The sequence below is a fragment of the Microvirga flocculans ATCC BAA-817 genome (assembly GCF_000518665.1).
GTDB lineage: Bacteria > Pseudomonadota > Alphaproteobacteria > Rhizobiales > Beijerinckiaceae > Microvirga > Microvirga flocculans.
The window spans coordinates 1-23888 of sequence record NZ_JAEA01000003.1 but is presented as its reverse complement, the minus strand read 5'-3'; the positions used below and the strand labels follow the sequence as shown (position 1 = coordinate 23888).

Here is a 23888-nt window from a genome sequence, read left to right as displayed (position 1 = left end):
GGGCTCCTATCGAGTCTGGGCGGACGGCGAATCCTCCTCGGCGCGCGCGCGCTCGCGCCACGCCAGAACGATGCGTTCCAGATCGGCCAGATCCTGGACCGGAAGCGTGCCGAGCGTCCGCATGACATAGGCGCGCTGCGCCGCTATGCCCTGGTCGGCGAGGTCGCGCCCTTTCTCGGTCAGGTAGAGGGCGTTGGAGCGCCGGTCGCCCGGAATCGAGCGCCGCTCCACGAGACCCGCCTCGACCATACGGTCGAGAAGCCCGGACACGTTGCCCTTGGTCACATAGAGCCGCTCGGCCAGCTCCTGCTGGCTCATGCCCTCACGCTCGGTCAGGGTGGAGAGCAGGTCGAACTGGGGAATCGACAGCCCCAGCACCTTCAGCTCCATGGCGACTGCATTGGTCGCGCGGCGGTTCAGGCGGATGAAGCGGAACCAGATCCGCAGCGGATCGACGGTCTCGATCTGGGCGCGGGCGGGGGAGGTGGACGTCAAGGACTCAAGCTCCTGATACAGGACGAACAGTTTACAGCGGAACCGTTGACGCCGTCACCCCTCCCGGAAGGACAGGAGGGTGTTCCGTTCAAGCAGCGGCGGACGATGGGAACGATTTCAGCGTTCCGGCTTTTCTCTCCACCCACCCCGTCACCGAGCAACGGTTGAAAGCTTTGGAAAAACAGGTGCCGTCCCGCCGGGGCCAACCGCTTCTCGATCAAGAGGAGTGGCGCGCGCTCAAAGAGATTTGTAAGACCTCCTGATGCGCCGTCTCATTATCGAAGAACCGTTCTCGCGTCCGGCGAAGTGGTCTCCCACGCTGGCATGGTTCGCGCTCGTCGTGACGCTCCTGGCGACGCTGCTGATCCGCTTCGGCCGGATCGACTTTCAATCCGGGTTCATCGCGCTGGGTGCCGGAATCGCGATTGCGCTTCTGGCGGTGGGACTGTCCTTCATCGGCTTCGTGCGCATCTGGCAGGAGGGGCGGCGCGGCCTCGGTAGCGCCATCAAGGGATTGCTCGTCGCGGCGCTGGTTCTCGCCTATCCAGGCTACATGGCGCTCAAGGCGGTCACCTTGCCGCCGATCAGCGATGTGAGCACCGATACGGACGATCCGCCGGCCTTTTCGCGCTCCCGCGCCGCGCTCCAGGCGCGCGACGGGCATGTTCCGCCCGAGGCTCCGCCGGAGGCGCGGGAGATGCAGCGGGCATCCTATGTGCAGATCGCACCGCTCACGCTCGATATCGGCCCGGAAGAGGCTTTCGGAATCGTCCGCAAAGCGGCGGAGAATCTCGGCTGGCAGGTGATCGAGGCCGTGCCTCCGGGCGGCCGCTCCGGCCAGGGGCGGCTGGAGGCCATCGACCGCTCCCTCGTTCTGAAGATGCCTTACGACATCACGGTGCGGGTTCGTCCGCGCGCCGACGGCACGCGCATCGACATCCGCTCGGCCTCCCGCTACGGCGGCCATGACTTGGGCGGCAACGCGGACCGCGTCCGCGATTTCCTCGAAGAAGCCTCGACCCTGGCGATCGCCGTGCGCTGACAGGGATCGTCAGGCGGGGCGATACTCGCTGTCGAGGGAGGGCAGACCCTCGACCGCCGCTTCTCCCCTGGCGACCAGATCCTCGAGATGGGCGAAGACCGACAGGCCCGCGGCGCCGACCAGGGCCGGGTTGAGCCCCTGGTAGATCGCGGCGACGATCTCCGGAATCGTCCGGTCGCCTTCCCTCAGGCGGTTGAGGATCGAAGCCTCCCGCTGGCGGCGGTGATGGGCAAGCGCCCGCACGAAGCGCTGCGGCTCCTGCACCGGTCCGCCATGTCCCGGCCAGTAGAGGGTTTCCTCGCGGCCCTTCAGCTTGTCGAGGGAGGCCATGAACGCGCTCATGGATCCGTCCGGCGGCGCGACGACGGTGGTGGACCAGGCCATCACGTGATCGCCGGAGAACAGCGCCTTCTCCTCGCGCAGCGAGAAGGCGAGATGGTTGGCCATGTGGCCGGGCGTCGCCAGGGCCTCCAGCGTCCAACCGGGCCCCTCGACGGCGTCGCCCTCGGTCAGCTCCAGGTCGGGCGCGTAATCCCTGTCGGAACTGGCCTCCAAGGTGTTGATCTCGCCGGAGAAGAGCGGGCGGGCGCTGTGATGCGGCGCGCAGCCGACGATGGTGGCTCCCGTCGCGGACTTGATGGCGGCGGCTGCGGGGGAATGGTCCTTATGCGTGTGGGTGACGAGGATATGGGTCACCGTCTCCCCGCGCACCGCATCGAGAAGAGCCTCGATATGGCCGGGCGCGTCGGGGCCGGGGTCGATGATGGCGACGTTCCCCGAGCCGACGATGTAGCTGCACGTGCCCGTGAACGTGATGGGCCCCGGATTGCTGGCGACGATTCGGCGGACCAGGGGACTCACGCGCAGGCACTCGCCCGATCGGGCCGGGGGGCGGATGTCGAAGCTGAGATCGTCTGCCATGGGGAATCCTTGAAAACGCCGTCCAAGAGATCTGGCTCCTGGCCGCGAACCGCAACCCGCCCGCAGGACTTTTCCTCGGCTTCCGTCTTGAACTAAAGCGTGTCCACAGTCCCTGGGAATGCGCAAGGCCGCGGCTTGAGGCACGGGCCCGACACCCCTATAAGGCTTCAAGAGCCGCCTTGCGAATGGCGGAATGATCTGGAGATCCATTCATGTCGACCAGCGCCCCTTCGCTGTCCACCTCTTCGACCCTCGTCGGCCTCCTCTGGCCCTCCCGGGAGGATGCCCGCTTCGCCGCCCTGCGCGCCATCGTCCTGATGGCTGTCGGCACGGCGCTCCTCACCGTTTCCGCCAAGGTCCAGGTACCGCTGCCTTACGTGCCCATGACGCTTCAGACCCTGGTCGTGCTCATGATCGGTGCATCCTACGGCTGGCGTCTCGGCGGCGCGACCGTGGCTCTCTATCTCGCGGAGGGCGCCATGGGCATGCCCGTCTTCGCAGGCCCGACCGCCGGCCTCGGCTACCTGATGGGCCCCACCGGCGGCTTCCTCTTCGGCTTCGTGGCGGCCGCCCTCGTGATGGGCTTCATGGCCGAGCGCGGCTGGGATCGCTCGCTCCTGCGCGTCATCGTGATGATGAGCATCGGCCATGCGGTGATCTTCGCCTTCGGCCTGGCGCAGCTCTCTCTCGTGATGCCCTTCGCCAAGGCCTGGACCGTCGGCGCCGCTCCGTTCGTGGCAGCGACCATCGTCAAGACCGGTCTGGCCGTCGCCCTGATGCAGGCCGCCTGGTCCGTGACCCGTCGCGGCGGCAAGGCCTGATCGGCCTCTGCCTGATGGACGATCTTCGGAAGCCGCCTTCGGGCGGCTTCTTCTTTTTGGGAAGAGCGGTTTCGAGAGGCTCGGAAAGAGGGCGGTTCAGCCCGCCGAATGCACCAGCCTGAGCTTGGGCCTGGCCTTGACGGTGCCATGAAGGAAGGCGATCTCCACCCATTCCTCGTCGCCGTTGCCTTCCTCGACGCGGTAGCCCATCTGCTTGGCGATGGCCTGCACCTGACTGAGGTTCGAGCGGGCGATCCAGCGGGAGAACTCCGGCGTCCCCTGGTCCATGAGAACGGCAACCATGCCGATCTCGACACCCTGATCGAAATCCTCGCTGCGGCCGGGAAAGCGCAGCCTCAAGCCATCGTCGAGATGGATATGTCGCATGATGGGAAGCCCCCAAATCACCCTTATCCGGGCACCTTTTGTTGCAACCTATCAAGAAGTCCGGTGCTTCGAAAGGCGGCATGGCCGCGCAGGGAACCGCACGCCAGGCCACTCATTAGCCTGAACGAGGGACAATGGGAGAGCTTTATGGCCGAGCGTAGGATCACCGCCTTCTTCGATACCTATGATGAAGCTGCGCGGGCCGTGCAGCGGCTCGAGGCGGCCCATATCCCGAATTTCGAGATCAGCCTCGTCTCCAACAACTTCAACGATGCCTATACGCATCACGCCGCGCACTCCTTCGAGCGGGACGGGACTTCGCATCCCTTCGCGGGCGCCACGGCGGCTGCGGGAACCGTCGCCGGAGCAGGGGCGGGTCTTTTGGCCGGTCTCGGCACGGTGGCCATCCCCGGATTCGGGCCTGTGATCGCGGCGGGATGGATCGTGTCGACGCTCGTCGGCGCCGGTGCGGGCGCCGCCGTCGGCGGTCTTGCGGGCGCATTGGTGGATGCTGGCCTCAGCCATGAGGAGGCGCAGACCTATGCGGAGGGCGTGCGCCGCGGCGGCGCCCTCGTCACCGTGAAGGCCGACGAGACGCAGATGGACAGGGTGGTGGGGATTCTCGACGACGAGGGCGAGGTCGAACCTGGCGAAGAGGCGAGGATGGAGGACGAAGCTCCGGCGCCGCCCATCGGCGCAGCCGCCTCGACCACCACGGGCCTCACGACGGATCTCATGCCGGTTCCCCTCGATGAGGACGAGAAGGATCACACCCTCCACGTGGAGTTGGAGGACGAGCGCCTCCGCAGGCCCTCCGGCACCAGGGAGTAAATGGCATAGGGCGAGCGGGAGACCGGGGATAGCCTCTCGCTCAACCTTCGTCCTGCTTGAGCCGATTTAGGCCGTGCGGCTCTTGTTGAGCAAACGGTCGAGGCTCCATGCGCCGCCGCCTGCCGCCGCAATGAAGAGGAAGACGAAGCAGTAGAGAATTGCTGCGTCGCCGCCGTTCAGCACCGGATAGAAGCTGCGCGGCGCATGGGCGATCCAATAAGCGAACGCCATCAGGCCTGAGAGGACGAAGGCCACGGGCCGGGTGAACAATCCAGGGATCAGCAGCGCCCCGCCGACCAGTTCGAGTACGCCTGCGATCCAGGGCAGACTCAAGGCAGCCGGTCCCGGATTGGGGGATGCCGGGAACCCGAGCAGCTTCTGTGTGCCGTGCGCCATGAAGATGAGGGCGGCCACGATCCGCAGGACGCTGAGCAGGCGGGGTGCCCAGACGGTTTCGAGCTGAGTGGTATTCATCAAAGGCTCCAGCATGGTTGAAAAGAGGGAGGCGGGCGGCAAGGCGCGGCTCGCCGTTGAGAAGAGCCCAGTTACAGGCGCATGAGCATTCTTCCCAGGGCCTGACACGCTCCTTCCGGTCACGAATTGCTTACCTTGCTCTCTGCCTCCGATTTGTCTCACTGCCGCGAGCTTTGGCGAACGCTCATGCCCCATGGCGGGCTTCAAGCCGTTCCATGACCACGTTGCGCCCTCAGCACGCATCGCTGTGCGGACTGGCCGGAACCCTCGGCTCGCACAGGCATTGGCTCGAGGAATGGATTCGATCGGGCGCCGAGACCTGGAATCGATGGGCTTGATGCTTCCATCAGCAGCAACTTCGGCTCTCGGCTTTCGACGATGGTCGGTCGGTTTGAGGAGCGCGCAATGGCTCTGACGGGACGCTTCAATCTTCGCAAGACATGGACCGGACGGATCGTGCTGCAGGTCGAGGAGGAGGTGGCAGGTTTCTGGGGGCGTCTGACGGGCAAGCCCAGGCTGCATCGCCGCTGGCGCGATGCGAAGGTGCTGGATCTGGCCGCTCCGGAATTGCGAAGCCTCGTCGATCTCCGCTTCCGCCCCCGCTACATGCCCCAGGCCAATGAAGTCCCGCTTCAGGACATGTCGAAGTCACCGCCGCCCGATGCGCCCTCGGCTCAGGCATTTCAGTACGGAACCTATCGGGAAGACGGCCGCTTCTCGACCCACTGAATCATAGAGAAGGCGAGGCGGATCGAGGTGATACGCGATGAGGGGCCTCAGCCCATCCGGCTCGTTGCGAGCGCTGTCTAACCATCGCGGTGGTGGAAGAGTGGTCGGAGTGATAGGATTTGAACCTACGACCCCCACGTCCCGAACGTGGTGCGCTACCAGACTGCGCTACACTCCGACGACCTAGGAAATTCCCGGGAGGCCGGTCTTATAGCTGCGGGGTGGGGTTGCGGCAAGGGGAGAATTGAGCCTTTTTGAAGATATCCGTTCCTGAGCAAAACCCTGTTGCCAGCCGCGATCTCGCCAATTATGTAGGCCCACACCATTGGGGCGTCGCCAAGCGGTAAGGCAGCGGTTTTTGGTACCGCCATTCCCAGGTTCGAATCCTGGCGCCCCAGCCATCCATCCTAAACAACTGAAGCCGAAGCTTTTTCCCGATTTGGGCGAAGCGCTCCGTATTGCTGAACATCCCTGTCGCACAGGGCCGATGCGGTCCATCGAGGGGTATGTCCTGCTCGGGAAGTCGAACCGTCCTCGATCTCCGTCCATCGGTATCCGCTGTGCGACGAAGTAGCATGGCTGCGACGGCCGCTTGAAGAAAGCTTCCGTATCCTAGGGATCTTCATGCGGTTTGCAGGAGGCTGCAACCGAGCCGGCTTGCGCCGATACGGCGCCATGTTCCTTCCGATCTTCAGAGTGCAATGCCGTAGCGGCTGGCGGCTTTCCGAATGTGATCTTGCATGGCCGCTTCGGCCTCTTCGGGATTGCGGTTCAGAATGCCGGCCTGGATGACCTCATGCTCCCGCACTGTCTCGCTCAGCCGGTCGAGGTGAGCCATGGGAAGGCGTTGGCTCTCAACCAGGATTTCGCGCACCGGTCGGTACATCGCCGCAAGGATGGGATTGCCGCACAGCTCGAAGATGAGGTCATGAAATTCCGCATCCTTCGCCGCGACTCCGATGATGTCGCCTGTCTCGAAGGCATGGCGCATGGCGCGGGTGCAGCTCGTCAGGCGCAGCTCGGCGCTCTGGTCGATCCTCGCCGCCGCCAGCCGCGCCGCATAGCCTTCGAGACCAAGGCGCGCCTCGTACACATCGGCGGGAGTGCAGCGGTCGGAATAGCGCCACAGAGGGCCGCGCGAATCAGGCTTTGCGACGAAGACGCCGCTCCCTGCCCGAACCGTCACCAGCCCCATGGTTTCGAGCACGGTCAGGGCCTCGCGCAGGGAAGGGCGGCTCACGCCCATTTGCTCCGCCAGCTCTCGTTGGGAGGGCAGGCGGTCGCCGGCCTTGAGCCCACCCTTCAGGATCAGCCGCTGAATATGCTCCACGATGCTGCGCGGGATGGGCGTCCGGTCGGCAAACTCCAACTCCGGCACGCTAACCTGATTGTCCGACATGGTGCCTCCCCACACTTGTCCATCCCCAAAAGCCTCGCCTCTGCAGAGCGAAGGATCCGACCCATCCTGGTCGATCCGTTCCGGTCAAGCCTGCATGATTGACCTTGACCTTAAGTAAGAAAGTCTGCACGATCCAGCGGTCAGATTGGTAAGACCAGTTTGGCCAAATTTAAAGGCCGAGGCAAGCGAGAGGGAGCTGCCGACGGCCATGCAACGGTCACGAATGACGAGAAACCGGCTTGGCCGGCAGGGATATGGAGGAAGAGATGTCAGCTAATGTCACCCGGCGCGGCGCTGTCGCCGCAAGCCTTGCCGCTTTCATGGCGATGTCGGCGGGAGCTGTTGCCCTTGCCGCCGACATGAAGGTAGGAGCCAATGTCGGCAACGTGCCTTGGGAGTTTCAGGACGAGAAGGGCGAGATCGTCGGCTTCGAGATCGACTTGGCCAAGGAGATCGGCAAGCGGCTGAACATGAACGTCTCAATCGTGAACATCCCGTTCAACGGCCTCTTTGCGGCGGTCCAGTCAGGGCAGATCGACGCCGCCGTCTCCTCGATCACGATTACGAAGAAGCGTCTGGAATCGGTCTCCTTCGCCCAGCCCTATTACGACAGCGACCAGTCGCTGGCGGTGCGTGCCAATTCCGGAATCAAGGGGCTTGAGGGGCTGGCAGGGAAGGTGGCGGCGGTCGATACCGGCTCGACCGGCGATATGTGGTCGACGCAGAACCAGCAGAAGTACAAGTTCTCCGACATCCGCCGCTACGAGGGACTTGCGCCCGCCATGCTCGACCTCGCTACAGGCCGCATCGACGGCTACATCAGCGACATCCCCGCGGTGCAGTATTACATCAAAGACAAGCCAGTGTACCAAATCGTCGAGCGCATCCCGACGGGCGAGCAGTATTCCATGATGTTCGCCAAGAACAGTCCGCTCGCGGAGAAGGCGAATGCCGAGATCACGAAGATGAAGCAGGACGGCACACTGGCGAAGCTTCACGAGAAGTGGTTCGGCGCCAAGGCCGATCCGAACTCCACGACCGTCAAGGTGTCGGAGATGCCCAAGCTCTGACCACCAGCGCCGTCCGCGCGCCCGAAGCCGCGGCTTCGGGCGCGTGACATGCCGACGACCGATCGAGAGCGTAATTTCCAATGTCCATTTTCGATACCTTCCTGAACTGGAAGGTCTTTGTCCAAACATTGCCGCTGCTGCTGTCGGGACTGACGACGACCCTTACACTGGGCGTCACGGCCATCATCCTGGGCTTCGTCGGAGGTCTCGCCCTCGCCCTCGTGAGGCTCTACGCCAGCCCGCCGTTCCGGCAGTTGTCCATCGCCTATATCGACGTCTTCCGCTCGATTCCGATCCTGGTCCTGCTCGTCGTCATCTATTACGCGCTCCCCTTCGTCGGCCTGCGGCTATCGCCATTCGGGGCAGCCGCATCGGCGCTGAGCCTCGTCTCCGCCGCCTATTCCGCCGAAATCTTCCGCGCAGGCATCGAGGCTGTGCCAAAAGGTCAATTCGAAGCAGCCTACGCGCTAGGGCTGAGCCCCTGGCGTCTCATGGGCGACGTCGTGCTGCCGCAGGCGCTGAAAATCGTCATTCCGCCCATCACGTCGAACTCCATCAACGTCATGAAGGACACGGCGCTGGCCTCCGTGGTCGCCATGCCGGATCTCCTCAAGCAGGCAACGCAGGCGCAGGCGCTCGCTGCGAATCCGACGCCGCTCATCAGCGCGGCCTTCATATACATCCTGATCCTTTTGCCGCTCGTACGCCTCGTCGGGGTCTTCGAGAAACGCCTCGCAGGGAGGGGACGATGACGCAGCCGATCATACAGATGAAGGGTGTGGTGAAGTCCTTCGGGTGCTTCCAGGCGCTTCATGGGGTCGATCTCAGCGTCACGGAGGGCGAGATCGTGGTGATCATCGGCCCCTCCGGCTCGGGCAAGTCCACGCTGATCCGCTGCATCAATCAGCTGGAGGAGCACAACGGCGGCGACATCGTCGTCGACGGCATCGCCGTCGGCAAGGGACGCAGGCGTGCGGCCCAGGCGGAAGTGGGAATGGTGTTCCAGAGCTTCAATCTGTTTCCGCACATGACAGTGCTACGCAACGTGGCCCTGGGGCCCGTGCGGGTGCGTAACCTCTCCTGGGCCGAGGCCGAGACGCGTGCGAAGCGTCTTCTTGCCCGCGTGGGGCTGGAGGATCACATCGCGAAATATCCGGGCCAGTTGTCCGGCGGTCAGCAGCAGCGCGTCGGCATCGCTCGGGCGCTGGCCATGGAGCCTAAGGTGCTCCTGTTCGACGAGCCGACCTCTGCGCTCGATCCGGAGATGGTGGGAGAAGTTCTCGACGTCATGCAGCAACTGGCCAAAACCGGCGTCACCATGGTGGTGGTGACGCATGAGATGGGCTTTGCGCGAAAGGTCGCCGACCGTGTCGTGTTCATGGATGGAGGCCGCATCGTAGAGGAGGGCCGCCCCGACGAGATCTTCAACGCCCCGCGCGATCCGCGCCTCAGAAGCTTCCTGCAAGCCGTTCTGTCCCATTAGGCTTCCTGCCCGTGCAAGAGCTCAAGCCCAAACGCCTCACGCCTTCCGCCTTCAGCTCCTTTGGACAGGTGCTGTACTTCGATCCCGGCCGCAGCCGGCTCGTCAATGACGGACGAGCCCTGCGCTCGGACACCGATGCCCGATTCGACAGCGCCTCCGATGAAGGCGAGCCGGTACTGGCGGTCTATCGGGCGCGCGGCGAGCTTCTGCCGCTGCGCCTCCGGACCTTCGAGCGGCATCCTCTGTCGTCTCAAGTCTTCGTGTCTCTGTCCGCGGAGCGCTTCCTCATTGTCGTCGCGCCCGACAATGAGGCCTTCCTGCCCGATCTGAGCCGGGCCGAGGCTTTCATCGGCCATCGCGGCGAGGGCATCAACTATGCGCGCAACCTCTGGCATGCACCCATCACGTCCATCGACTCCGATGGCGACTTTCTCATGTTCATGTGGGAAAGCGGGGCGGCCAAAGATTGTATCCTTCATCATCCCGATGAGCCGCTGCTGATCCGCGGCCTCGATCTTCTCTCAGCATAGGTGTCCGATGTCTCTCGATCTCGCCTTCGTCCGCTCCCAGTTTCCCGCCCTGGCGGACGGCTTCGCCTATTTCGACAATGCGGGAGGATCGCTGGTGCTCCGCAGCGTCGCGGACAGGATCTCCGAATACCTGCTCACCACGAGTGTCCAGACGGGAGCCAGCTACGAGCATTCAAGGCGTGCCTCCGAGAGGCTCATGGAAGCGCGCGCCAAGATAGCCCTGCTCGTAGGCGCGAGCCGGCCGGAGGAGATTGTGCTCGGGCCCTCCACCACGGTTCTGGCTCAGTTCCTCGCCCGCGCCATGGAGGGCAGCCTGGAGCCCGGGGACGAAATCGTGGTGACGAATTTCGATCATGAGTCGAATATCGGTCCATGGCGGGCATTGGAGAAGCGCGGCGTCGTGATCAAGGAATGGACGATCGATCGCGACAGCTATGAGATCGACCTCGATACTCTCGACCGGTTGATGAGCGACCGCACGAAGCTCGTGGCCGTGACACATGCCTCGAACATCCTGGGCACCATCAATCCCGTGAAGGAGATTGCTCAGAGGGTGCACGAGCGCGGAGCGCAAATCGTGGTCGATGCGGTCGCCTATGCGCCTCACAGGGCCGTGGATGTGAAGGATCTCGACGTCGACTACTACATCTTCAGCTTTTACAAGACCTATGGGCCTCACTTCGCCGTCATGTACGGCAAATACGATAGGCTCCTGGAACTCGACGGCCTCTATCACTACTTCTACGGTCGCGAGAAGGTGCCCATGAAGCTGGAGCCGGGCAATACCAATTACGAGCTCGCCTGGGGATCGGCCGGGATCGTCGACTACATCGACAAACTGGGTGGCGGGGGCGGCGACCGCGCTTCCATCGACCGCGCCTTCGCCGGCATCGCGGCGCACGAGGCCATGATCGGAGAGAAGCTGCTCGCCTATCTCCGGGATCGGAACGACATCCGCATCGTCGGGCGTCGCGACAGCGGGGCGGACCGGCGCGTTCCCACCATCGCCTTCAATGTCGAGGGCCGCGACTCTGCGGAGATCGTCCGTGCCGTAGACAAGGACCGTATCGGCATCCGCTTCGGCGACTTCCATTCCCGCCGGCTGATCGAGTATCTGGGGCTCGCCGACAACAACGGCGTCGTCCGTGTGTCGATGGTCCATTACAACACGCCCGAAGAGGTCGACCGGCTGATCGGCAGTCTCGACCGGGCCATGTCCTGAGGAGCCACCCATGGAACTCGATCTCGCAATCCGCGGCGGCGTTGTTGTCACGGCATCGGACACCGTCCGCTGCGACGTGGGCATCAAGGACGGGCGGATCGCCGTGTTGGGAGAGAGACTCAAAGCGACGCGCGAGATCGATGCCTCCGGCCTGCTGGTGATGCCCGGCGGCATCGACAGCCATGTGCACATCGCGCAACCTTCGGGCCCAGGCGTGGAGATGGCGGACGATTTCGCTTCCGCGACTGCGTCCGCGGCGGCGGGCGGCAACACCATGGTTCTGCCCTTTGCGTTGCAGGCGCGCGGCACGTCGCTGCGCGCGTGTGTGGAGGACTATCGGCGCAAGGCAGAGAACGAGTGCTACATCGATACCGCCTTCCACCTCATCGTGTCCGATCCCACCCCTGAGGTGCTGGGGCAGGAGCTGCCGGCCCTGCTGAAGGACGGCTACACCTCGTTCAAGGTCTTCATGACCTATGACGATCTCGTGCTCAACGACCGCCAGCTGCTGGACGTCTTCGACGTGGCACGTCGCGAGGGCGCTCTGGTGATGGTGCATGCCGAGGGCTACGACGCCATCCGCTACATGACCGAGCGCCTGGAGCGGGAGGGCAAGACGGCGCCATACTATCACGCCGTCTCCCGTCCGGAGATCGTCGAGCGCGAGGCGACCCATCGGGCGATCAGTCACGCTGAATTGGTGGACGTTCCGATGATGATCGTCCATGTCTCAGGCCGCGAGGCCATGGAGCAGATCCGTTGGGCGCAGTCGCGTGGCCTCAAGGTCTACGCGGAGACCTGTCCGCAATACATCACCCTCACGGCGGAGGACCTGCAGGGCCCCGACATGGATATGAGCGGCGCCAAGTATGTCTGCTCTCCGCCGCCGCGCGATACGGCAAGCCAGGATGCCATCTGGGACGGGCTCCGCACCGGCGTGTTCCAGACGTTCTCGTCCGATCACTGCCCCTTCCGCTATGACAGTCCGGCGGGCAAGTTGAACGAGAAGGGCAGGAGTTCCTTCCGCTGGGTGCCGAACGGCATTCCGGGCGTCGAGACGCGATTGCCGATCCTGTTCTCGGAAGGCGTGGCGAAGGGACGCATTTCCCTCAACCGATTCGTCGAGCTGACCTCCACGAACCATGCGAAGCTCTACGGCCTCTATCCCAGGAAAGGCTCCATAGGCATCGGTTTCGATGCCGACATCGTCTTGTGGGACCCGAACCGGAAAGAGACGATCCGGCAGGAAATCCTGCACCACGGCGCCGATTACACACCATGGGAGGGATTCGAAGTGACGGGATGGCCGGTCATGACGCTGCTGCGCGGAGAGATCGTCGCCGAGAACGGTCGCATCGTCGGCGACAAGGGCCAGGGGCAGATCCTGGCGCGCGGATTCTCGGCCTATGCACCCCATCCACTGATCTGAGGCCCAGAGCATTTTTCGGCGAAGTGGATCCGGTTCGCCGTTCAAGAATGCAGCATGGCAAACACGAGAGACGATTCCAAGTCCGCGAAGCCGGCTCTAGACTATCGGACAGGAATGCGCGTTCACGCCCCTAGTGCTCTTTCAGGTGCGGCAGCACGACCTGCGGCGCGGCGGCCTTCAGGCCGCACCAGGTGCTGAGCATGCTGATCGCGACGATCATGATCGCAGGCCCGACGAAGGGGTTCTGCCCGCCGCGCAGGAGACCGACCGCGAAGGGACAGAGGGAGGCTCCGAGATAGCCGATGCTCTGCGACATGCCCGAGAGCATCGCCGTCACCTCCGCCGTAGGGGAGCGGAGCGTCACGAACAGAAGCGCAAGGCCAAACAACCCTCCCTGGCCGAGGCCGAGGAGCAGGGCCCAGAACAGCCGCATCGCGATGGGGGCGTAGAGAAGCCCCAGGAAGCCCACGCAGGTTGCGGAGAGCACCAGCACGATCAGAACCTGCGGCGAAAGGCGCTTGGCGGCGAGCGAGGGGACGAGGAGCGCAGTCACGGTCTGGGCCATGATGGAGAGGGAGGTCACCGCGCCTGCATCGACCACGTCGAGCCCCCTGTCGCGGAGCAGAGCCGGCAGCCAGCCCAGCACGATGAAGGCGAGGCCGGCCTGCAGGCCCATGAAGGCCGTCACGTACCATGCCAGCCGGTCCGTCAGCAGAAGCGAGAAACGCGGCAGACGCGCGCTGCTCGTCGTTGCGGCATCGGCGGTGGCGAGCAGCATCCAGAGAATGGCCGCCGCCAGGGCCGGCAGGGCCCAGCTGGCAAGCGCCAGGGTCCAGGAGCCCCAGGCGCCTTCGAGAACCGGCGTCAGTCCGGCGGCGCTCGCGCCACCCACGCTCAGCACCATGGTGTAGAGACCGGTCATGGGGCCGATGCGATCCGGGAAGCGGCGGCGGATCACGACCGGAAGGAGGACGCCTGCCATCCCAATCGTTGCTCCGACCAGCAGCGTGCTGACGAAGAGGGTGTACCCTTGTGGGACGAGGCGGAGGCCCAGTCCCGCGCCGAGGCCGATGAAGAGGAGCGCGAGCGTGCGCTCCAGGCCGAGCCGTGCCGAGAGAAGCGGGGCGAGCGGACCGAAAACGCCGAAGCACAACACGGGCATAGTGGTCAGAGCGCCCATCCAGACGCTGCTCATCCCGAGACCATGCTGGATCTCGGCGATCATGGTGGCGACCGAAGTGAGGGCAGGGCGCAGGTTGACGGCGGCCAAAACGACAGAGGCAATGGCGAGGGCCATCAGCGGTCCAGCATGAGTTCCGGAGCGCTCGGCCTGCGCCCGTTTTGTCTCCCGGTCCCGTAACAGCGGCATGATCGATCCCTCCAGCCGCTGCGTTGCGGCCGGCGCGGTTGTCTTCGATGAATTTGAAAGGCCAGGCGATCGAGGCTCAACAGCCTGGCCATGAATGTCAGGACTCGATCTGGTCGGTCGCCCTGACATGGCGCCAGAACATCTTCGGGGTTTCCAGCATATGCCGGAAGCCGGTGCGGTCGAGCATCGCCTCCGTCTCGCGCTGCGCGTCATCGAGGATCTCGTCCTCGTCGACGAAGGTGGCCTTGCGGCCTTGAAGGGCGATGCGCCCATCCACGATGACCGTGTCCACATCGTTGCCGTTGGCGAAGTAGATCAGGCGGAAGACCGGCATGTTGAGCGGATAGAGATGCGGACGGCGCATGTCGAGCAGCACGATATCGGCTTTCTTGCCTGTTTCGAGCGAGCCGATGTCCTTGTCCATGCCGAGCGCCTTGGCGGCATCGATGGTGCACATTTCCAGGACCCGGCCCGGCGGAAGCCAGGTCGGATCCTTGAAGTAAGTGCGGTGGTAATGCATGCATTGCTGCATGTGGCGGAACATGTCGCCGGAGCGGTCCGGGGCGGTTGCATCCGACCCGAGGCACACGTTCGCACCCGCCTCGAGCAGCTCGGGCACTGGGCAGCGGCCGAGGATGGAGGCGATGGCGCTTGGGTTGTGGGCGATGTTCGTGCCGGTATCCGCGACGATGCGGATCTCCTCCTCCGTCAGATTAGTGGAGTGGGAGAGGAGAGCGTTCGGACCAAGAATGCCGAGTTCATGCGCGTATGCTACGCTGCCTTTCGTATGGCCGTCCTGCGTGAAGACGAGCCCTGCCTCGCGCGCCAGATCGGCGGTGAGGCGGGCTTGGCGCCGCGCCTCCTCCAGGTTGTCCCGGCCGAGTTCCTGCAGGTGCTCCTCCCTCAGGGTCGGCGTGATGAGCGCGATATTGAGCCGCGCCCCATGCTTGCCGTGCCACGTGTCGATGAGCGTCTTGCAGGTCTCGAACTGTTCCTCGAACGATACCGGCCGCTCGACCGCGACGCCGTCGACGATGCGCGCATAGGTGCGCGGATGCGGAGGACGTGTCGGGCCGACCGCCACGACGGAGCGGGTGCCCACCTCGCGCACGCCTTCGCAATGGGCGTCGCCATAGACGGGCTCATCGGTGCGCAGGATCGTATCGCCGCCTCCGAGAAGGGAGACGCCCGTTGTCACACCGAAGCGAAGCCGCTCCAACGCCGCGAGGCGGGCCTCGGCGCGCCAGAATTCCGGCGTGGACGCGACCGTGTAGGCCTGATGGCAGGCATCGTACCAGGCCGCGGAATCTCCCCCGCCCATCGTCTTGATGAAGCCGTGTCCGGCATGGGCATGGCCGTCGATGAGACCCGGCATGACGATCTTGCGGCTTGCGTCGATCGTCGTCGGCGCCTGATGGGCTGCCAGAACCTCTTCCGTGGTTCCGACCGCGACGATGCGGTCCTTCTCAATGGCGACGGCGCCGTTCTCGATGACCCGGCGCTGCGGGTCCATCGTCACGACGATGCCGTTGGTGATGATGATGTCGGCCATGGGCTGTAACTCCGGTCCGTCAGGCGGCTCTGGTTTCGCCGCGAATGCGATCGAGGGTTGGGACGAGCGACAGCAGCTCCTGGGTATAGGGATGCTGCGGCCTCTCGAAGAGGGTTTCGGCGTTGGCCTGCTCGAGCAGATTGCCTTGGCGCATCACCGCGACCCGGTCGCACATCTGGCGCACCACGGCGAGGTCATGGCTGATCAGGAGCAGGGTGAGGCCCGTGGCGTCGCGCAGGTCCTTGAGCAGGTTCAGGATCTGCGCCTGAACGGAGACGTCGAGCGACGAGGTCGGCTCGTCGCAGACGATGAGCTTGGGCCGGGCTCCAAGTGCACGGGCGATGGAAAGGCGCTGGCGCTGTCCCCCGGAGAAGGCATGCGGGAAGCGCTGGGCGGCCTCTGCATCGAGACCGACTGCCTCGATGAGGCGGGCGACATCGCTTTCGGCTTCTGCCTTGCTGCCGGCGAGGCGGTAGAACAGGATCGGCTCGCTCAGGATGGAGCCGATGCGCATGCGGCCATTCAGGGAGGAATAGGGATCCTGGAAGATCATCTGGATCGCCTGCCGCAGAGGCCCGATGCGGCGCACCGCGCCTTCGCCCGCGATGCTCCGGCCGCGATACAGGACCTGACCGGAGGTCGGCCGCACGAGGCCGGACACCACGTTGGCGATGGTGGTCTTGCCGCAGCCGGACTCGCCCACGAGGCCGAAGACCTCGCCGCGCCGCACCGAGAACGAGACGCCGTCGACGGCACGGAACCGATGTCCCTTGGACCCTGGAAGCCAGCCGCTGGTGTTGTAGTCGACGCAGAGGTTCTCGACCGAGAGGATCGGCGTGTCGTCCGCCGTCTGCGTGGAGCGTTCGGCCCTGGCGCGCAGCTCGGTCCGTGCCTGCTCGGCCCGACCCTTGCCTTCCTCGCCGAGGACGGGAAAGCGGTCGAGCCGGGCATCGATGCGCGGCACGGCGCCGATCAGGGCTCTGGCATAAACCGCCTTCGGCCGCCGCAGCACCTCCTCCGTCGTTCCCGTCTCCACCACCTGCCCGCGATGCATGATGGTGACGCGATCCGCGATCTGGGCGACCACGCCCATGTTGTGGGTAACGAGAAGAATGCCGATGCCGCGCTGGTCCGCTAGGTCCCGCAGGAGCTTCAGGATCTGCGCCTGCACGGAGACGTCGAGCGCGGTGGTCGGCTCGTCTGCGACGACGAGCTTGGGGCCGCAGGACAGGGCCGCCGCGATCACCACGCGCTGGCGCTGTCCGCCGGAGAGCTGATGCGGATAGGCCTTGAGGCGCCGCTGCGGCTCGGGGATCCCTACCGCTTGCAGGAGCTCGAGGGCGCGCGCGCGCGCCTGCGCATTATCAAGCTTCAGGTGGAAGCGCATCGCTTCGGTCAGCTGGCTTTCGATGGTGAAGAGCGGGTTGAGGCTCGTCATCGGGTCTTGGAAAACGGCACCCACGTCGCGGCCGAGCACGACGCCCTCCGCAGACCCCTTGGCGGGATCGAACTTCCTGCCGTCGATGTGTATGGTTCCGGCCGCAATCCGGCCAGGCTTCTCAAGAAGGCCCATCACCGTATTGCCGATGGTGGTCTTGCCGGCGCCGGATTCGCCCACCAGGGCATGGATCTCACCGGGCCGAATGACGAGGGATGCATTCTCGACGGCAGTGAAGACCGTGCCGTTGGCGAGCGGATACTCGACCCGCAGGCCTTCGATGGCGAGGACGGGGGGCTGCTGCGCGTTCATCGTTTCACCCGCAGTTTGGGGTTGAAGCGGTCGCGCAGCCAGTCGCCGACCACGTTGACGGCGAGCACCAGGATCACGAGCGCGAGGGCAGGGAAAAGGGCGATCCACCAGATTCCGGAGAAAACGAACTCGTTGCCGATGCGGATGAGCGTGCCGAGCGAAGGATAGGTCGGAGGCATTCCGACGCCCAGGAACGAGAGCGTCGCCTCCGTCAGCACGGCAGCGGCGAGGTTGATGGTGGAAATGACGAGGACGGGGCTCATCACGTTCGGCAGGATGTGCCGCAGCATGATCCGCCGGGGCGGCAGGCCGATCACTTTTGCGGCACGGACATAATCCTTTGCCGTTTCCACCATGGTGGCCGCGCGCACGGTGCGTGCATATTGCACCCATTCGTGGATCGCGATGGCGCAGATGAGGATGACCGGAGCCCATTCCGCCGTCGCGGCGCCGGGGAAGACCGCCCGCGCGATGCCGCTCACGAGCAGCGCCAGCAGGATCGTGGGGAAGCTCAGGATCACGTCGCCGATGCGCATGATCAGCGCATCGACACGCCCGCCGAAATAGCCGGCGAGCAGGCCGAGGGTCACGCCGAGCGTCGCCGCCAGAAGAACGGCTCCACCGCCGATGGCGATGGATACTCTGGCGCCATAGAGCATGGCGGAGAGGAGGTCGCGGCCCTGGTTGTCCGTGCCGAGAATAAACCGAGAGTCGCCTTCGGCCGTGAAGGCGGGAGGCAGTTCGGCGTTCATGAGATCGAACGAGGCCAGGTTCGTCGGATCATAGGGCGCGATCCATGAAGCCAGGATCGAGCAGGCGACGATGACGAGAGCCAGCAGCGCCGCGGCAATGACCGAAATCGGGGCGCCGATGCGGGTGAGGAAGCCGGGTGAGGAGGCGAGCGTTTTCATGCGGACCTCGCGCGCAGGCGCGGGTCGACGACCGCGTAGAGGATGTCGACCACGGTGTTGATGAGGACAAACAGCAGGCCCACGAAGAGCAGGTAAGCCGCCATGACGGGGATATCGACGAAGCTGACCGCCTGGATGAACAGCAGCCCCATGCCAGGCCACTGGAACACGGTTTCGGTGACGATGGCGAAGGCGATGAGCGACCCGATCTGCAATCCCGTCACGGTGATCACGGGCATGAGGGCGTTTCGCAGGGCGAGGCGAAAGTGAATGTAGCGCTTGGGCAGGCCCCGTGCTTTGGCAAAGCGGATGTAGTCGCTCGACAGCACGTCGATCATCTCCGCGCGCACCAGGCGCATGATCAGGGTGAGCTGATAGAGGGCCAGGGTGATGCCGGGCAGGAGCAGGGATTTCAGCCCGCTCGCGGTCAGAAGTCCCGTGGACCACCAGCCGAGATCGATCACCTGTCCACGCCCGAAGGAGGGAAGCCACCCCAGGGAGACGGCGAAGACGAGAATGAGCACGATGCCCGTCACGAAGGTGGGGGTCGAGATGCCCACGAGGGATAAGGCCTGTACGAGCCGCGCTGCCGCTCCGTCGGGCTTGAGCGCACAGAGCACGCCGAGCGGAATGCCCAGGGCGAGAGAGAGGATGGTGGCGACGAGGACCAGTTCGAGCGTCGCGGGCAAGCGCTCGGCGATGAGTTCCGTCACGGGGCGCTGATTGCGGTAGCTGATGCCCAGATCGCCGCGGAGCGTCCTGCCCAGGAAGCGTCCGTACTGGACGATCAGGGGCTGGTCGAGGCCAAGCGAGCGGCGCAGTTCCGCCTTCTCCTCGACGCTGGCGTTTTCGCGCGACATGGTCGCAACCGGATCGCCGACATAACGGAACATGACGAACGACACCGCCGACACGACCAGCATCACGAGGGCGGCCTGGCCCAGTCGGGAGAGAAGAACTTTCAGCATGGGCTTCTCCGGCGGCCCGCTCCGGTGGGAGCAGGCCGCTCGTCTCGTCGTTGCGGTCTACTTGACGGTGGCGAACCACAGGCGGACGTATTCGTCCGGGAACTGCGGAACCTCGACGCCGTCGCGGACCGCCCAAGCTACGGGCTGCTGGTGCAGCGGGATGTATGCGACCGTGTCGTGCGCCGCCTTGAGGGCTTCGACCAGCATGGTCCTGCGCTTCGTCTCGTCGAGCTCGACCGCGGCCTTACGCGTCAGCTCCTCGATCTGAGGATTGATGTAGGTGCTGGAGTTCGAGCCGCCGTAACCCTCCTTCTGCTCGGTGAGGAGCGAGGAGAGGACGCTGAACCCGTCCATGGGAGGAAGCGTCGCCCAGCCGACCATCGACACGTCGAACTCGCCGCGATCCTGGCGGGGGAAGTAGGTGGCGCGGGACTCTGTCTGCAATTCCGCCTGGATACCCGCCTTCGCCCACATGGAGGCGATGGCGACGCAGGTCTGCTCGTCGTTGATATACCGGTCGTTCGGGCAGTTGAGCTTCGTCTTGAAACCGTTCGGGTAGCCGGCTTCGGAGAGAAGCTGCTTCGCCTTGTTCGTGTCGTAGGCGAGGGGCTGGTCGTTCTCCTTGGCGTAGCCCGGTACCGGCGGGGCGACGAGGGTACCGGTGATCCGCGACTTGTCGCGCATCACGCGCTTCTTGATGGTCTCAAGATCGATGGCATGCCACATGGCCTGCCGCACCTTGAGGTCGAGAAGCGGGTTCTTCTGTCCCGGCATGGCCTTCAGCTCGGGCCGGAAGTTGAGAGACAGCATGATGAGACGCAGTGACGGCTCCTCGATCACCTTGAACCCTTGCGAGGACGAGATGCGCTGGAGATCCTGGAGCGGCGCGGGCGCGATGAGGTCGAGCTCGCCGGACAGGAGCGCGGCCACGCGGGTCGCATCGGACTTCACGGGCTTGAACTCGATGCGGGTCAGGTTGTGCTGCGGCTTGTCCCACCAGTCCGGGTTCACCACGAAAACGGTGCCCGCATCGGGCTTGTAGGATTCGACCTTGAACGGTCCGGTGCCGATGGCCGTGGTGGAGGCGGCGGTGGTGACGCCCGTTGCGATGTTGCCGGGCTTGAGCGCATTGTTGGCTTCCATCCATTCCTTGTCGAGGATGTAGATGCCCGCCAGGTCGTTCAGGAGAAGCGGGTAGGGGCCCTTCGTGACGATGTCCACCGTGTAGTCGTCAACCTTCTCGGCCTTGACGACGGTCGCGAGATTGCCACGGGCGCGCGCGCCCGGATCGAGGATGCGATTGATGGAGGCGACCACGTCGTCCGCCGTGAATGGATTGCCGTTGTGGAACTTGACGTTCTTGCGCAGCTCGAAGCGCCAGGTGTCCGGCTTCACCGTCTTCCAGCTCACTGCCAGCGCCGGCTCCAGCTCCAGGGTCCGCCCACGGCGCACCAGCGGATCGAACACATGGTGCAGCATGCTCGTGGTGAAGCTTTCCGTATGCGCATACGGATCGAGGGTGGTGATGTCGGTGGGCGAAGCCCATCGCAGGGTCTTCGCCTCCGCAGGCATGCCCAACAGGGCGCCTGCGGCAACGGTCAGACTGGCAGCAAGTCTCAATTTCATGTCGGGGCCTCCACAGAACCATCTGGAATGGATTATTATTGCATACAATTGAACTGAGATTTGCATACAATGATGGAGGCGTCAATTCCGCAACGGCAGCGATTGCGGCGATGGCTGACCGAATTTTGAGCAGAGCCGAAGGCAGCTTTTTCCCGCCGTAGGGCGGATGAGAATTGGGCCGGAGCCCGGATACGGGGAATGGCTACGCGTTCAGGAGGCGTAATGGTCCAGGATGGACCTGATGTCGCGCTGCTTGTCTGTATTCGAGGACAGGAGGGCCCTGTCGGTGACGGCGCGAAGGTGATGGTCCATAGCATCGATGGCCAGCCGGCTGTTGCGCTCACGCAGGGCATCGATGATCTGCTGGTGCTCGTTGATGGAGCAGTCGGAGGAGTGTGGGCGGCCGTAGAGGGCGAGGATCAGCGAGCAGCGCGAGACGACCTCGTCCACATAGCGGGCGAGGACGCCGTTCCCGGCCAGCTGAGCCAGAAGAATGTGAAACTCGCCCGCAAGTCTGATGGCTGCGGGGCCATCCTGGGAGCCGGCCTTCATCTCCTGGGCCACGTGCTGCTCCAGGCGCTGGATATCCCGGTCCGTGACTTTCTCCGCCAGCCGGGCCAGCACCTGCCGCTCCAGGCACATGCGGGCCTCGAAGATGTCGTAGGCTTCGGACAGGCTCGGCTGGGCAATGGTCGCACCCTTGTTGGGCTGCAGGTCGACCAGTCCCTCCGCATGGAGCCTCGCCAGGGCTGCCCTGACGATGGTTCGGCTCACCCCGAAACGGTCGCCGATCACGTCCTCGGTCAGCTTGTCCCCCGGCATCAGGGCCTGCTCGATGATAGCCCGACGCAATCCTGCATAGACGAAGTCGCTACGGGAGCCGGCGGATTTGGTCTTACGGGCGGGAGCGGTCATCGGAACCGAATGCGGCAAGGGGTGGGGCTATCTTCTCCGAAAAGAAGGGCTTCTGGAAAAGTCGGGCGTAATGGCACTTGTATTCGAAAGTGTATACGATAATCTGAAGTGAGCAACGCGTCATCTCAAGCTTCCAGAAGAGCGCATCCGAACTTTTTCCTTCGGCGATGCAGACTTAACAGAAAGTCGTCGCGCCTTCCAGGCGTTTCGGCAACGGCTCCGGCGCCTCTGGAGAAGGAGCGGTATCCGAGGCCGGGTCACGGTGCGTATGGCAATTGTATACATAGCGCAGTTGGGGCGTATTCCTGCTGAGAACGGTAATGAAATGAGGGATAGCAATGGATAGCGTGATCCTCCGGAACGTGCGCCCGATGGGCGAAGGCATGACCTCGGTCGCGATCAGAAATGGGCGGATTGCCGCTTTCGGATACGAGCCGGGGCCGGAAGATACCGTCATCGACGGGGAGGGCGGCATTCTCATTCCCGGTCTCGTCGAGGCCCACACCCATATGGATAAGACCCTGCTGGGGATGGGCTGGTACCGCAACGATGTCGGGCCTCGGCTCATCGACAAGATTGAAAACGAACGGCGGCAGCGCCGGATCCTTGGCATCGATCCCGCCCGCCAGTCAGCCCGTCAGGCTGTGCTCGCGGCTTCCCTCGGCACGACGCATATCCGCACTCATGTGGACGTGGATACGGAGGTCGGGCTCGCCGGCATCGAAGGCGTGCTCGAAACGCGGGAGCGTTACAAGGACGTGGTCGAGATCGAACTCGTCGCCTTCCCGCAGAGCGGAATGCTCATCCGCCCAGGCACGGTCGAACTCATGGAGAAGGCCCTGCAACTGGGGGCTCAGGTGGTCGGCGGTCTCGATCCGGCAGCCATAGATCGGGATCCGAAAGGGCATCTCGACGTGGTGTTCGGCCTCGCCGACCGCTACGGCGTTCCGGTTGACATTCACCTTCACGAGACGGCGGAGCTTGGAGCCTTCTCCATGGAGCTCATCATCGAACGCACGAAAGCGTTGGGCTTGCAGGGCCGGGTGACCGTGAGCCACGCCTTCTGCCTCGGCATGGCGGATCAGGATTACGTGGCGGCTCTGATCGATGCTTTGGCCGAGGCTCGTATTCACATCCTCACCACTGCGCCCGCCTCCAGGCCTGCCCCTGCCGTCAAGCGGCTCGTGGAGGCCGGAATCGTCGTGGCTGCCGGCTCAGACGGAGTTCGCGACACCTGGGGTCCATACAACAACCCGGACATGCTGGAACGGGCGTTCCTTGTCGGTCTGCGCAACAACCTGCGGCGGGACGACGAGGTCGCGCTCGCTCTCGACACCTGCACCCATGGCGGAGCGCGGATGATGGAACTCGACGGCTACGGCCTCGCGCCTGACTGCAAGGCCGATCTCGTCGTCCTTGAAGGCGAAACCCTGGCCGAGGCCGTCGTGAGCCGCCGGCCGCGCAAGCTCGTCATGAAGGGAGGAAAGGTGACCGCCCGCGACGGAGCAGCCTTGGTCGAGGCGCCCTGATCATACGGCGCGGAGCGCCGGTTCGTGACGTCATGACGGAGGCCCCGGTTTGCGTGACCGGGGCCTTGTTGGTTTGGGCGGTCGGGTCAGTGGAGGATCTGGGAGAGGAAGAGCCTGGTGCGCTCGTGCTGCGGGTTCCTGAAGAACTCGTCAGGGGTGTTCATCTCCACGATCTGCCCGTAATCCATGAAGATCACCCGGTCGGCCACCTGCCGCGCAAAGCCCATCTCGTGGGTCACGCACAGCATGGTCATGCCCTCCTCGGCCAAGCCCACCATGGTGTCGAGCACCTCCTTGACCATCTCCGGGTCGAGCGCCGAGGTCGGCTCGTCGAACAGCATGATCTTCGGGCTCATGCACAGCGAGCGGGCAATCGCCACGCGCTGCTGCTGGCCGCCGGAGAGCTGGCCCGGATACTTGTTCGCCTGCTCGGGG

The 23888-nt window shown here is 64.4% G+C and carries 24 protein-coding genes and 2 tRNA genes; 12 read left to right on the top strand and 14 right to left on the bottom strand.

The features are described from left to right. Window positions 1–6 precede the first annotated feature (6 nt). Window positions 7–495 carry a MarR family winged helix-turn-helix transcriptional regulator gene (locus L879_RS0105145; protein WP_027315161.1) on the bottom strand — a complete coding sequence of 163 codons (489 nt, stop codon included), beginning with the start codon at window positions 493–495 and terminating at the stop codon, window positions 7–9. A 262-nt stretch (window positions 496–757) separates the two neighbouring features. On the opposite strand from L879_RS0105145, the gene L879_RS0105140 reads away from it, so the two are divergent. Continuing rightward, entirely contained in the window at window positions 758–1537 is a 780-nt protein-coding gene (locus L879_RS0105140; protein ID WP_027315160.1) for a DUF1499 domain-containing protein, read from the top strand. 9 nt (window positions 1538–1546) lie between these two features. Here the strand turns inward: L879_RS0105140 and L879_RS0105135 are convergent, their stop codons facing one another. Continuing rightward, the gene (locus L879_RS0105135) at window positions 1547–2458 is read right to left on the bottom strand and encodes an MBL fold metallo-hydrolase (RefSeq protein ID WP_027315159.1); all 912 of its coding nucleotides are present in this window, start codon (window positions 2456–2458) and stop codon (window positions 1547–1549) included. A 212-nt stretch (window positions 2459–2670) separates the two neighbouring features. On the opposite strand from L879_RS0105135, the gene L879_RS0105130 reads away from it, so the two are divergent. Beyond that, window positions 2671–3279 carry a biotin transporter BioY gene (locus L879_RS0105130; RefSeq protein ID WP_051435062.1) on the top strand — a complete coding sequence of 203 codons (609 nt, stop codon included), beginning with the start codon at window positions 2671–2673 and terminating at the stop codon, window positions 3277–3279. A 96-nt stretch (window positions 3280–3375) separates the two neighbouring features. Here the strand turns inward: L879_RS0105130 and L879_RS22605 are convergent, their stop codons facing one another. Further along, window positions 3376–3666: a hypothetical protein gene (locus L879_RS22605; protein ID WP_084020765.1), complete on the bottom strand. Its 291-nt coding sequence runs from the start codon at window positions 3664–3666 to the stop codon at window positions 3376–3378. Between the two features lie 147 nt (window positions 3667–3813). On the opposite strand from L879_RS22605, the gene L879_RS0105120 reads away from it, so the two are divergent. Next, window positions 3814–4497: a hypothetical protein gene (locus L879_RS0105120; RefSeq protein ID WP_027315157.1), complete on the top strand. Its 684-nt coding sequence runs from the start codon at window positions 3814–3816 to the stop codon at window positions 4495–4497. Between the two features lie 66 nt (window positions 4498–4563). Here L879_RS0105120 and L879_RS0105115 read toward each other — a convergent pair whose 3' ends face one another. Then, a complete protein-coding gene (locus L879_RS0105115; protein ID WP_027315156.1) occupies window positions 4564–4971 on the bottom strand; it encodes a DoxX family protein in 408 nt (135 codons plus the stop codon). A gap of 405 nt (window positions 4972–5376) precedes the next feature. Here L879_RS0105115 and L879_RS20515 point away from each other — a divergent pair, with 405 nt between their 5' ends. Then, window positions 5377–5700 carry a hypothetical protein gene (locus tag L879_RS20515; protein WP_051435060.1) on the top strand — a complete coding sequence of 108 codons (324 nt, stop codon included), beginning with the start codon at window positions 5377–5379 and terminating at the stop codon, window positions 5698–5700. Window positions 5701–5801: 101 nt separating this feature from the next. Here the strand turns inward: L879_RS20515 and L879_RS0105105 are convergent. Beyond that, window positions 5802–5878: transfer RNA gene (locus L879_RS0105105), tRNA-Pro, on the bottom strand. Window positions 5879–6026: 148 nt separating this feature from the next. On the opposite strand from L879_RS0105105, the gene L879_RS0105100 reads away from it, so the two are divergent. Continuing rightward, window positions 6027–6101: transfer RNA gene (locus L879_RS0105100), tRNA-Gln, on the top strand. A 290-nt stretch (window positions 6102–6391) separates the two neighbouring features. Here the strand turns inward: L879_RS0105100 and L879_RS0105095 are convergent. Next, window positions 6392–7099: a FadR/GntR family transcriptional regulator gene (locus L879_RS0105095; protein WP_051435059.1), complete on the bottom strand. Its 708-nt coding sequence runs from the start codon at window positions 7097–7099 to the stop codon at window positions 6392–6394. Window positions 7100–7365: 266 nt separating this feature from the next. On the opposite strand from L879_RS0105095, the gene L879_RS0105090 reads away from it, so the two are divergent. From L879_RS0105090 to hydA, 6 genes are all read left to right on the top strand, one after another. Continuing rightward, the gene (locus tag L879_RS0105090) at window positions 7366–8169 is read left to right on the top strand and encodes a transporter substrate-binding domain-containing protein (RefSeq protein WP_027315154.1); all 804 of its coding nucleotides are present in this window, start codon (window positions 7366–7368) and stop codon (window positions 8167–8169) included. 80 nt (window positions 8170–8249) lie between these two features. Further along, window positions 8250–8921 carry an amino acid ABC transporter permease gene (locus tag L879_RS0105085; RefSeq protein ID WP_027315153.1) on the top strand — a complete coding sequence of 224 codons (672 nt, stop codon included), beginning with the start codon at window positions 8250–8252 and terminating at the stop codon, window positions 8919–8921. Then, window positions 8918–9652: an amino acid ABC transporter ATP-binding protein gene (locus L879_RS0105080; RefSeq protein ID WP_027315152.1), complete on the top strand. Its 735-nt coding sequence runs from the start codon at window positions 8918–8920 to the stop codon at window positions 9650–9652. Before L879_RS0105085 ends, L879_RS0105080 begins: the two co-directional genes overlap by 4 nt. An 11-nt stretch (window positions 9653–9663) precedes the next feature. After that, a complete protein-coding gene (locus L879_RS20510) occupies window positions 9664–10182 on the top strand; it encodes an ureidoglycolate lyase (protein WP_051435058.1) in 519 nt (172 codons plus the stop codon). Window positions 10183–10189: 7 nt separating this feature from the next. Next, window positions 10190–11404: a cysteine desulfurase-like protein gene (locus L879_RS0105070; RefSeq protein WP_027315151.1), complete on the top strand. Its 1215-nt coding sequence runs from the start codon at window positions 10190–10192 to the stop codon at window positions 11402–11404. Window positions 11405–11414: 10 nt separating this feature from the next. Beyond that, window positions 11415–12833, top strand: coding sequence for a dihydropyrimidinase (gene hydA, locus L879_RS0105065; protein WP_027315150.1), 1419 nt, complete (start codon window positions 11415–11417; stop codon window positions 12831–12833). Window positions 12834–12963: 130 nt separating this feature from the next. Here the strand turns inward: hydA and L879_RS20505 are convergent, their stop codons facing one another. From L879_RS20505 to L879_RS0105030, 7 genes are all read right to left on the bottom strand, one after another. Continuing rightward, the gene (locus L879_RS20505) at window positions 12964–14202 is read right to left on the bottom strand and encodes an MFS transporter (protein WP_161634634.1); all 1239 of its coding nucleotides are present in this window, start codon (window positions 14200–14202) and stop codon (window positions 12964–12966) included. A 97-nt stretch (window positions 14203–14299) separates the two neighbouring features. Next, a complete protein-coding gene (locus L879_RS20500; protein WP_035458778.1) occupies window positions 14300–15754 on the bottom strand; it encodes an amidohydrolase family protein in 1455 nt (484 codons plus the stop codon). A gap of 19 nt (window positions 15755–15773) precedes the next feature. Next, window positions 15774–17504 (bottom strand): dipeptide ABC transporter ATP-binding protein, encoded by a 1731-nt coding sequence (locus L879_RS0105050; protein WP_027315149.1) that lies wholly within the window; start codon window positions 17502–17504, stop codon window positions 15774–15776. Then, a complete protein-coding gene (locus L879_RS0105045; RefSeq protein ID WP_051435056.1) occupies window positions 17501–18415 on the bottom strand; it encodes an ABC transporter permease in 915 nt (304 codons plus the stop codon). Before L879_RS0105045 ends, L879_RS0105050 begins: the two co-directional genes overlap by 4 nt. After that, on the bottom strand, window positions 18412–19383 hold the full coding sequence (locus L879_RS0105040) for an ABC transporter permease (RefSeq protein ID WP_027315147.1): 972 nt from the start codon (window positions 19381–19383) through the stop codon (window positions 18412–18414). The genes L879_RS0105045 and L879_RS0105040 overlap by 4 nt, the downstream gene beginning before the upstream one ends. A gap of 57 nt (window positions 19384–19440) precedes the next feature. Continuing rightward, window positions 19441–21009: an ABC transporter substrate-binding protein gene (locus L879_RS0105035; protein ID WP_027315146.1), complete on the bottom strand. Its 1569-nt coding sequence runs from the start codon at window positions 21007–21009 to the stop codon at window positions 19441–19443. A 210-nt stretch (window positions 21010–21219) separates the two neighbouring features. After that, window positions 21220–21924: a GntR family transcriptional regulator gene (locus L879_RS0105030; protein WP_027315145.1), complete on the bottom strand. Its 705-nt coding sequence runs from the start codon at window positions 21922–21924 to the stop codon at window positions 21220–21222. Between the two features lie 338 nt (window positions 21925–22262). Between L879_RS0105030 and L879_RS0105025 the strand changes: the two genes are divergently transcribed. Beyond that, entirely contained in the window at window positions 22263–23453 is a 1191-nt protein-coding gene (locus L879_RS0105025; RefSeq protein WP_027315144.1) for an amidohydrolase family protein, read from the top strand. Between the two features lie 86 nt (window positions 23454–23539). Here the strand turns inward: L879_RS0105025 and L879_RS0105020 are convergent. Then, window positions 23540–23888: amino acid ABC transporter ATP-binding protein (locus tag L879_RS0105020; RefSeq protein WP_027315143.1), on the bottom strand; the 349-nt coding region annotated here is incomplete at its 5' end.

Coding starts and splice junctions, on each gene's coding strand:
- L879_RS0105140 (WP_027315160.1), top strand. CDS start 758: ATGCGCCGTCTCATTATCGAAGAACCGTTCTCGCGTCCGGCGAAGTGG.
- L879_RS0105135 (WP_027315159.1), bottom strand. CDS start 2,458: ATGGCAGACGATCTCAGCTTCGACATCCGCCCCCCGGCCCGATCGGGC.
- L879_RS0105130 (WP_051435062.1), top strand. CDS start 2,671: ATGTCGACCAGCGCCCCTTCGCTGTCCACCTCTTCGACCCTCGTCGGC.
- L879_RS22605 (WP_084020765.1), bottom strand. CDS start 3,666: ATGCGACATATCCATCTCGACGATGGCTTGAGGCTGCGCTTTCCCGGC.
- L879_RS0105120 (WP_027315157.1), top strand. CDS start 3,814: ATGGCCGAGCGTAGGATCACCGCCTTCTTCGATACCTATGATGAAGCT.
- L879_RS0105115 (WP_027315156.1), bottom strand. CDS start 4,971: ATGAATACCACTCAGCTCGAAACCGTCTGGGCACCCCGCCTGCTCAGC.
- L879_RS20515 (WP_051435060.1), top strand. CDS start 5,377: ATGGCTCTGACGGGACGCTTCAATCTTCGCAAGACATGGACCGGACGG.
- L879_RS0105095 (WP_051435059.1), bottom strand. CDS start 7,099: ATGTCGGACAATCAGGTTAGCGTGCCGGAGTTGGAGTTTGCCGACCGG.
- L879_RS0105090 (WP_027315154.1), top strand. CDS start 7,366: ATGTCAGCTAATGTCACCCGGCGCGGCGCTGTCGCCGCAAGCCTTGCC.
- L879_RS0105085 (WP_027315153.1), top strand. CDS start 8,250: ATGTCCATTTTCGATACCTTCCTGAACTGGAAGGTCTTTGTCCAAACA.
- L879_RS0105080 (WP_027315152.1), top strand. CDS start 8,918: ATGACGCAGCCGATCATACAGATGAAGGGTGTGGTGAAGTCCTTCGGG.
- L879_RS0105070 (WP_027315151.1), top strand. CDS start 10,190: ATGTCTCTCGATCTCGCCTTCGTCCGCTCCCAGTTTCCCGCCCTGGCG.
- hydA (WP_027315150.1), top strand. CDS start 11,415: ATGGAACTCGATCTCGCAATCCGCGGCGGCGTTGTTGTCACGGCATCG.
- L879_RS20505 (WP_161634634.1), bottom strand. CDS start 14,202: ATGCCGCTGTTACGGGACCGGGAGACAAAACGGGCGCAGGCCGAGCGC.
- L879_RS20500 (WP_035458778.1), bottom strand. CDS start 15,754: ATGGCCGACATCATCATCACCAACGGCATCGTCGTGACGATGGACCCG.
- L879_RS0105050 (WP_027315149.1), bottom strand. CDS start 17,504: ATGAACGCGCAGCAGCCCCCCGTCCTCGCCATCGAAGGCCTGCGGGTC.
- L879_RS0105045 (WP_051435056.1), bottom strand. CDS start 18,415: ATGAAAACGCTCGCCTCCTCACCCGGCTTCCTCACCCGCATCGGCGCC.
- L879_RS0105040 (WP_027315147.1), bottom strand. CDS start 19,383: ATGCTGAAAGTTCTTCTCTCCCGACTGGGCCAGGCCGCCCTCGTGATG.
- L879_RS0105035 (WP_027315146.1), bottom strand. CDS start 21,009: ATGAAATTGAGACTTGCTGCCAGTCTGACCGTTGCCGCAGGCGCCCTG.
- L879_RS0105030 (WP_027315145.1), bottom strand. CDS start 21,924: ATGACCGCTCCCGCCCGTAAGACCAAATCCGCCGGCTCCCGTAGCGAC.
- L879_RS0105025 (WP_027315144.1), top strand. CDS start 22,263: ATGGATAGCGTGATCCTCCGGAACGTGCGCCCGATGGGCGAAGGCATG.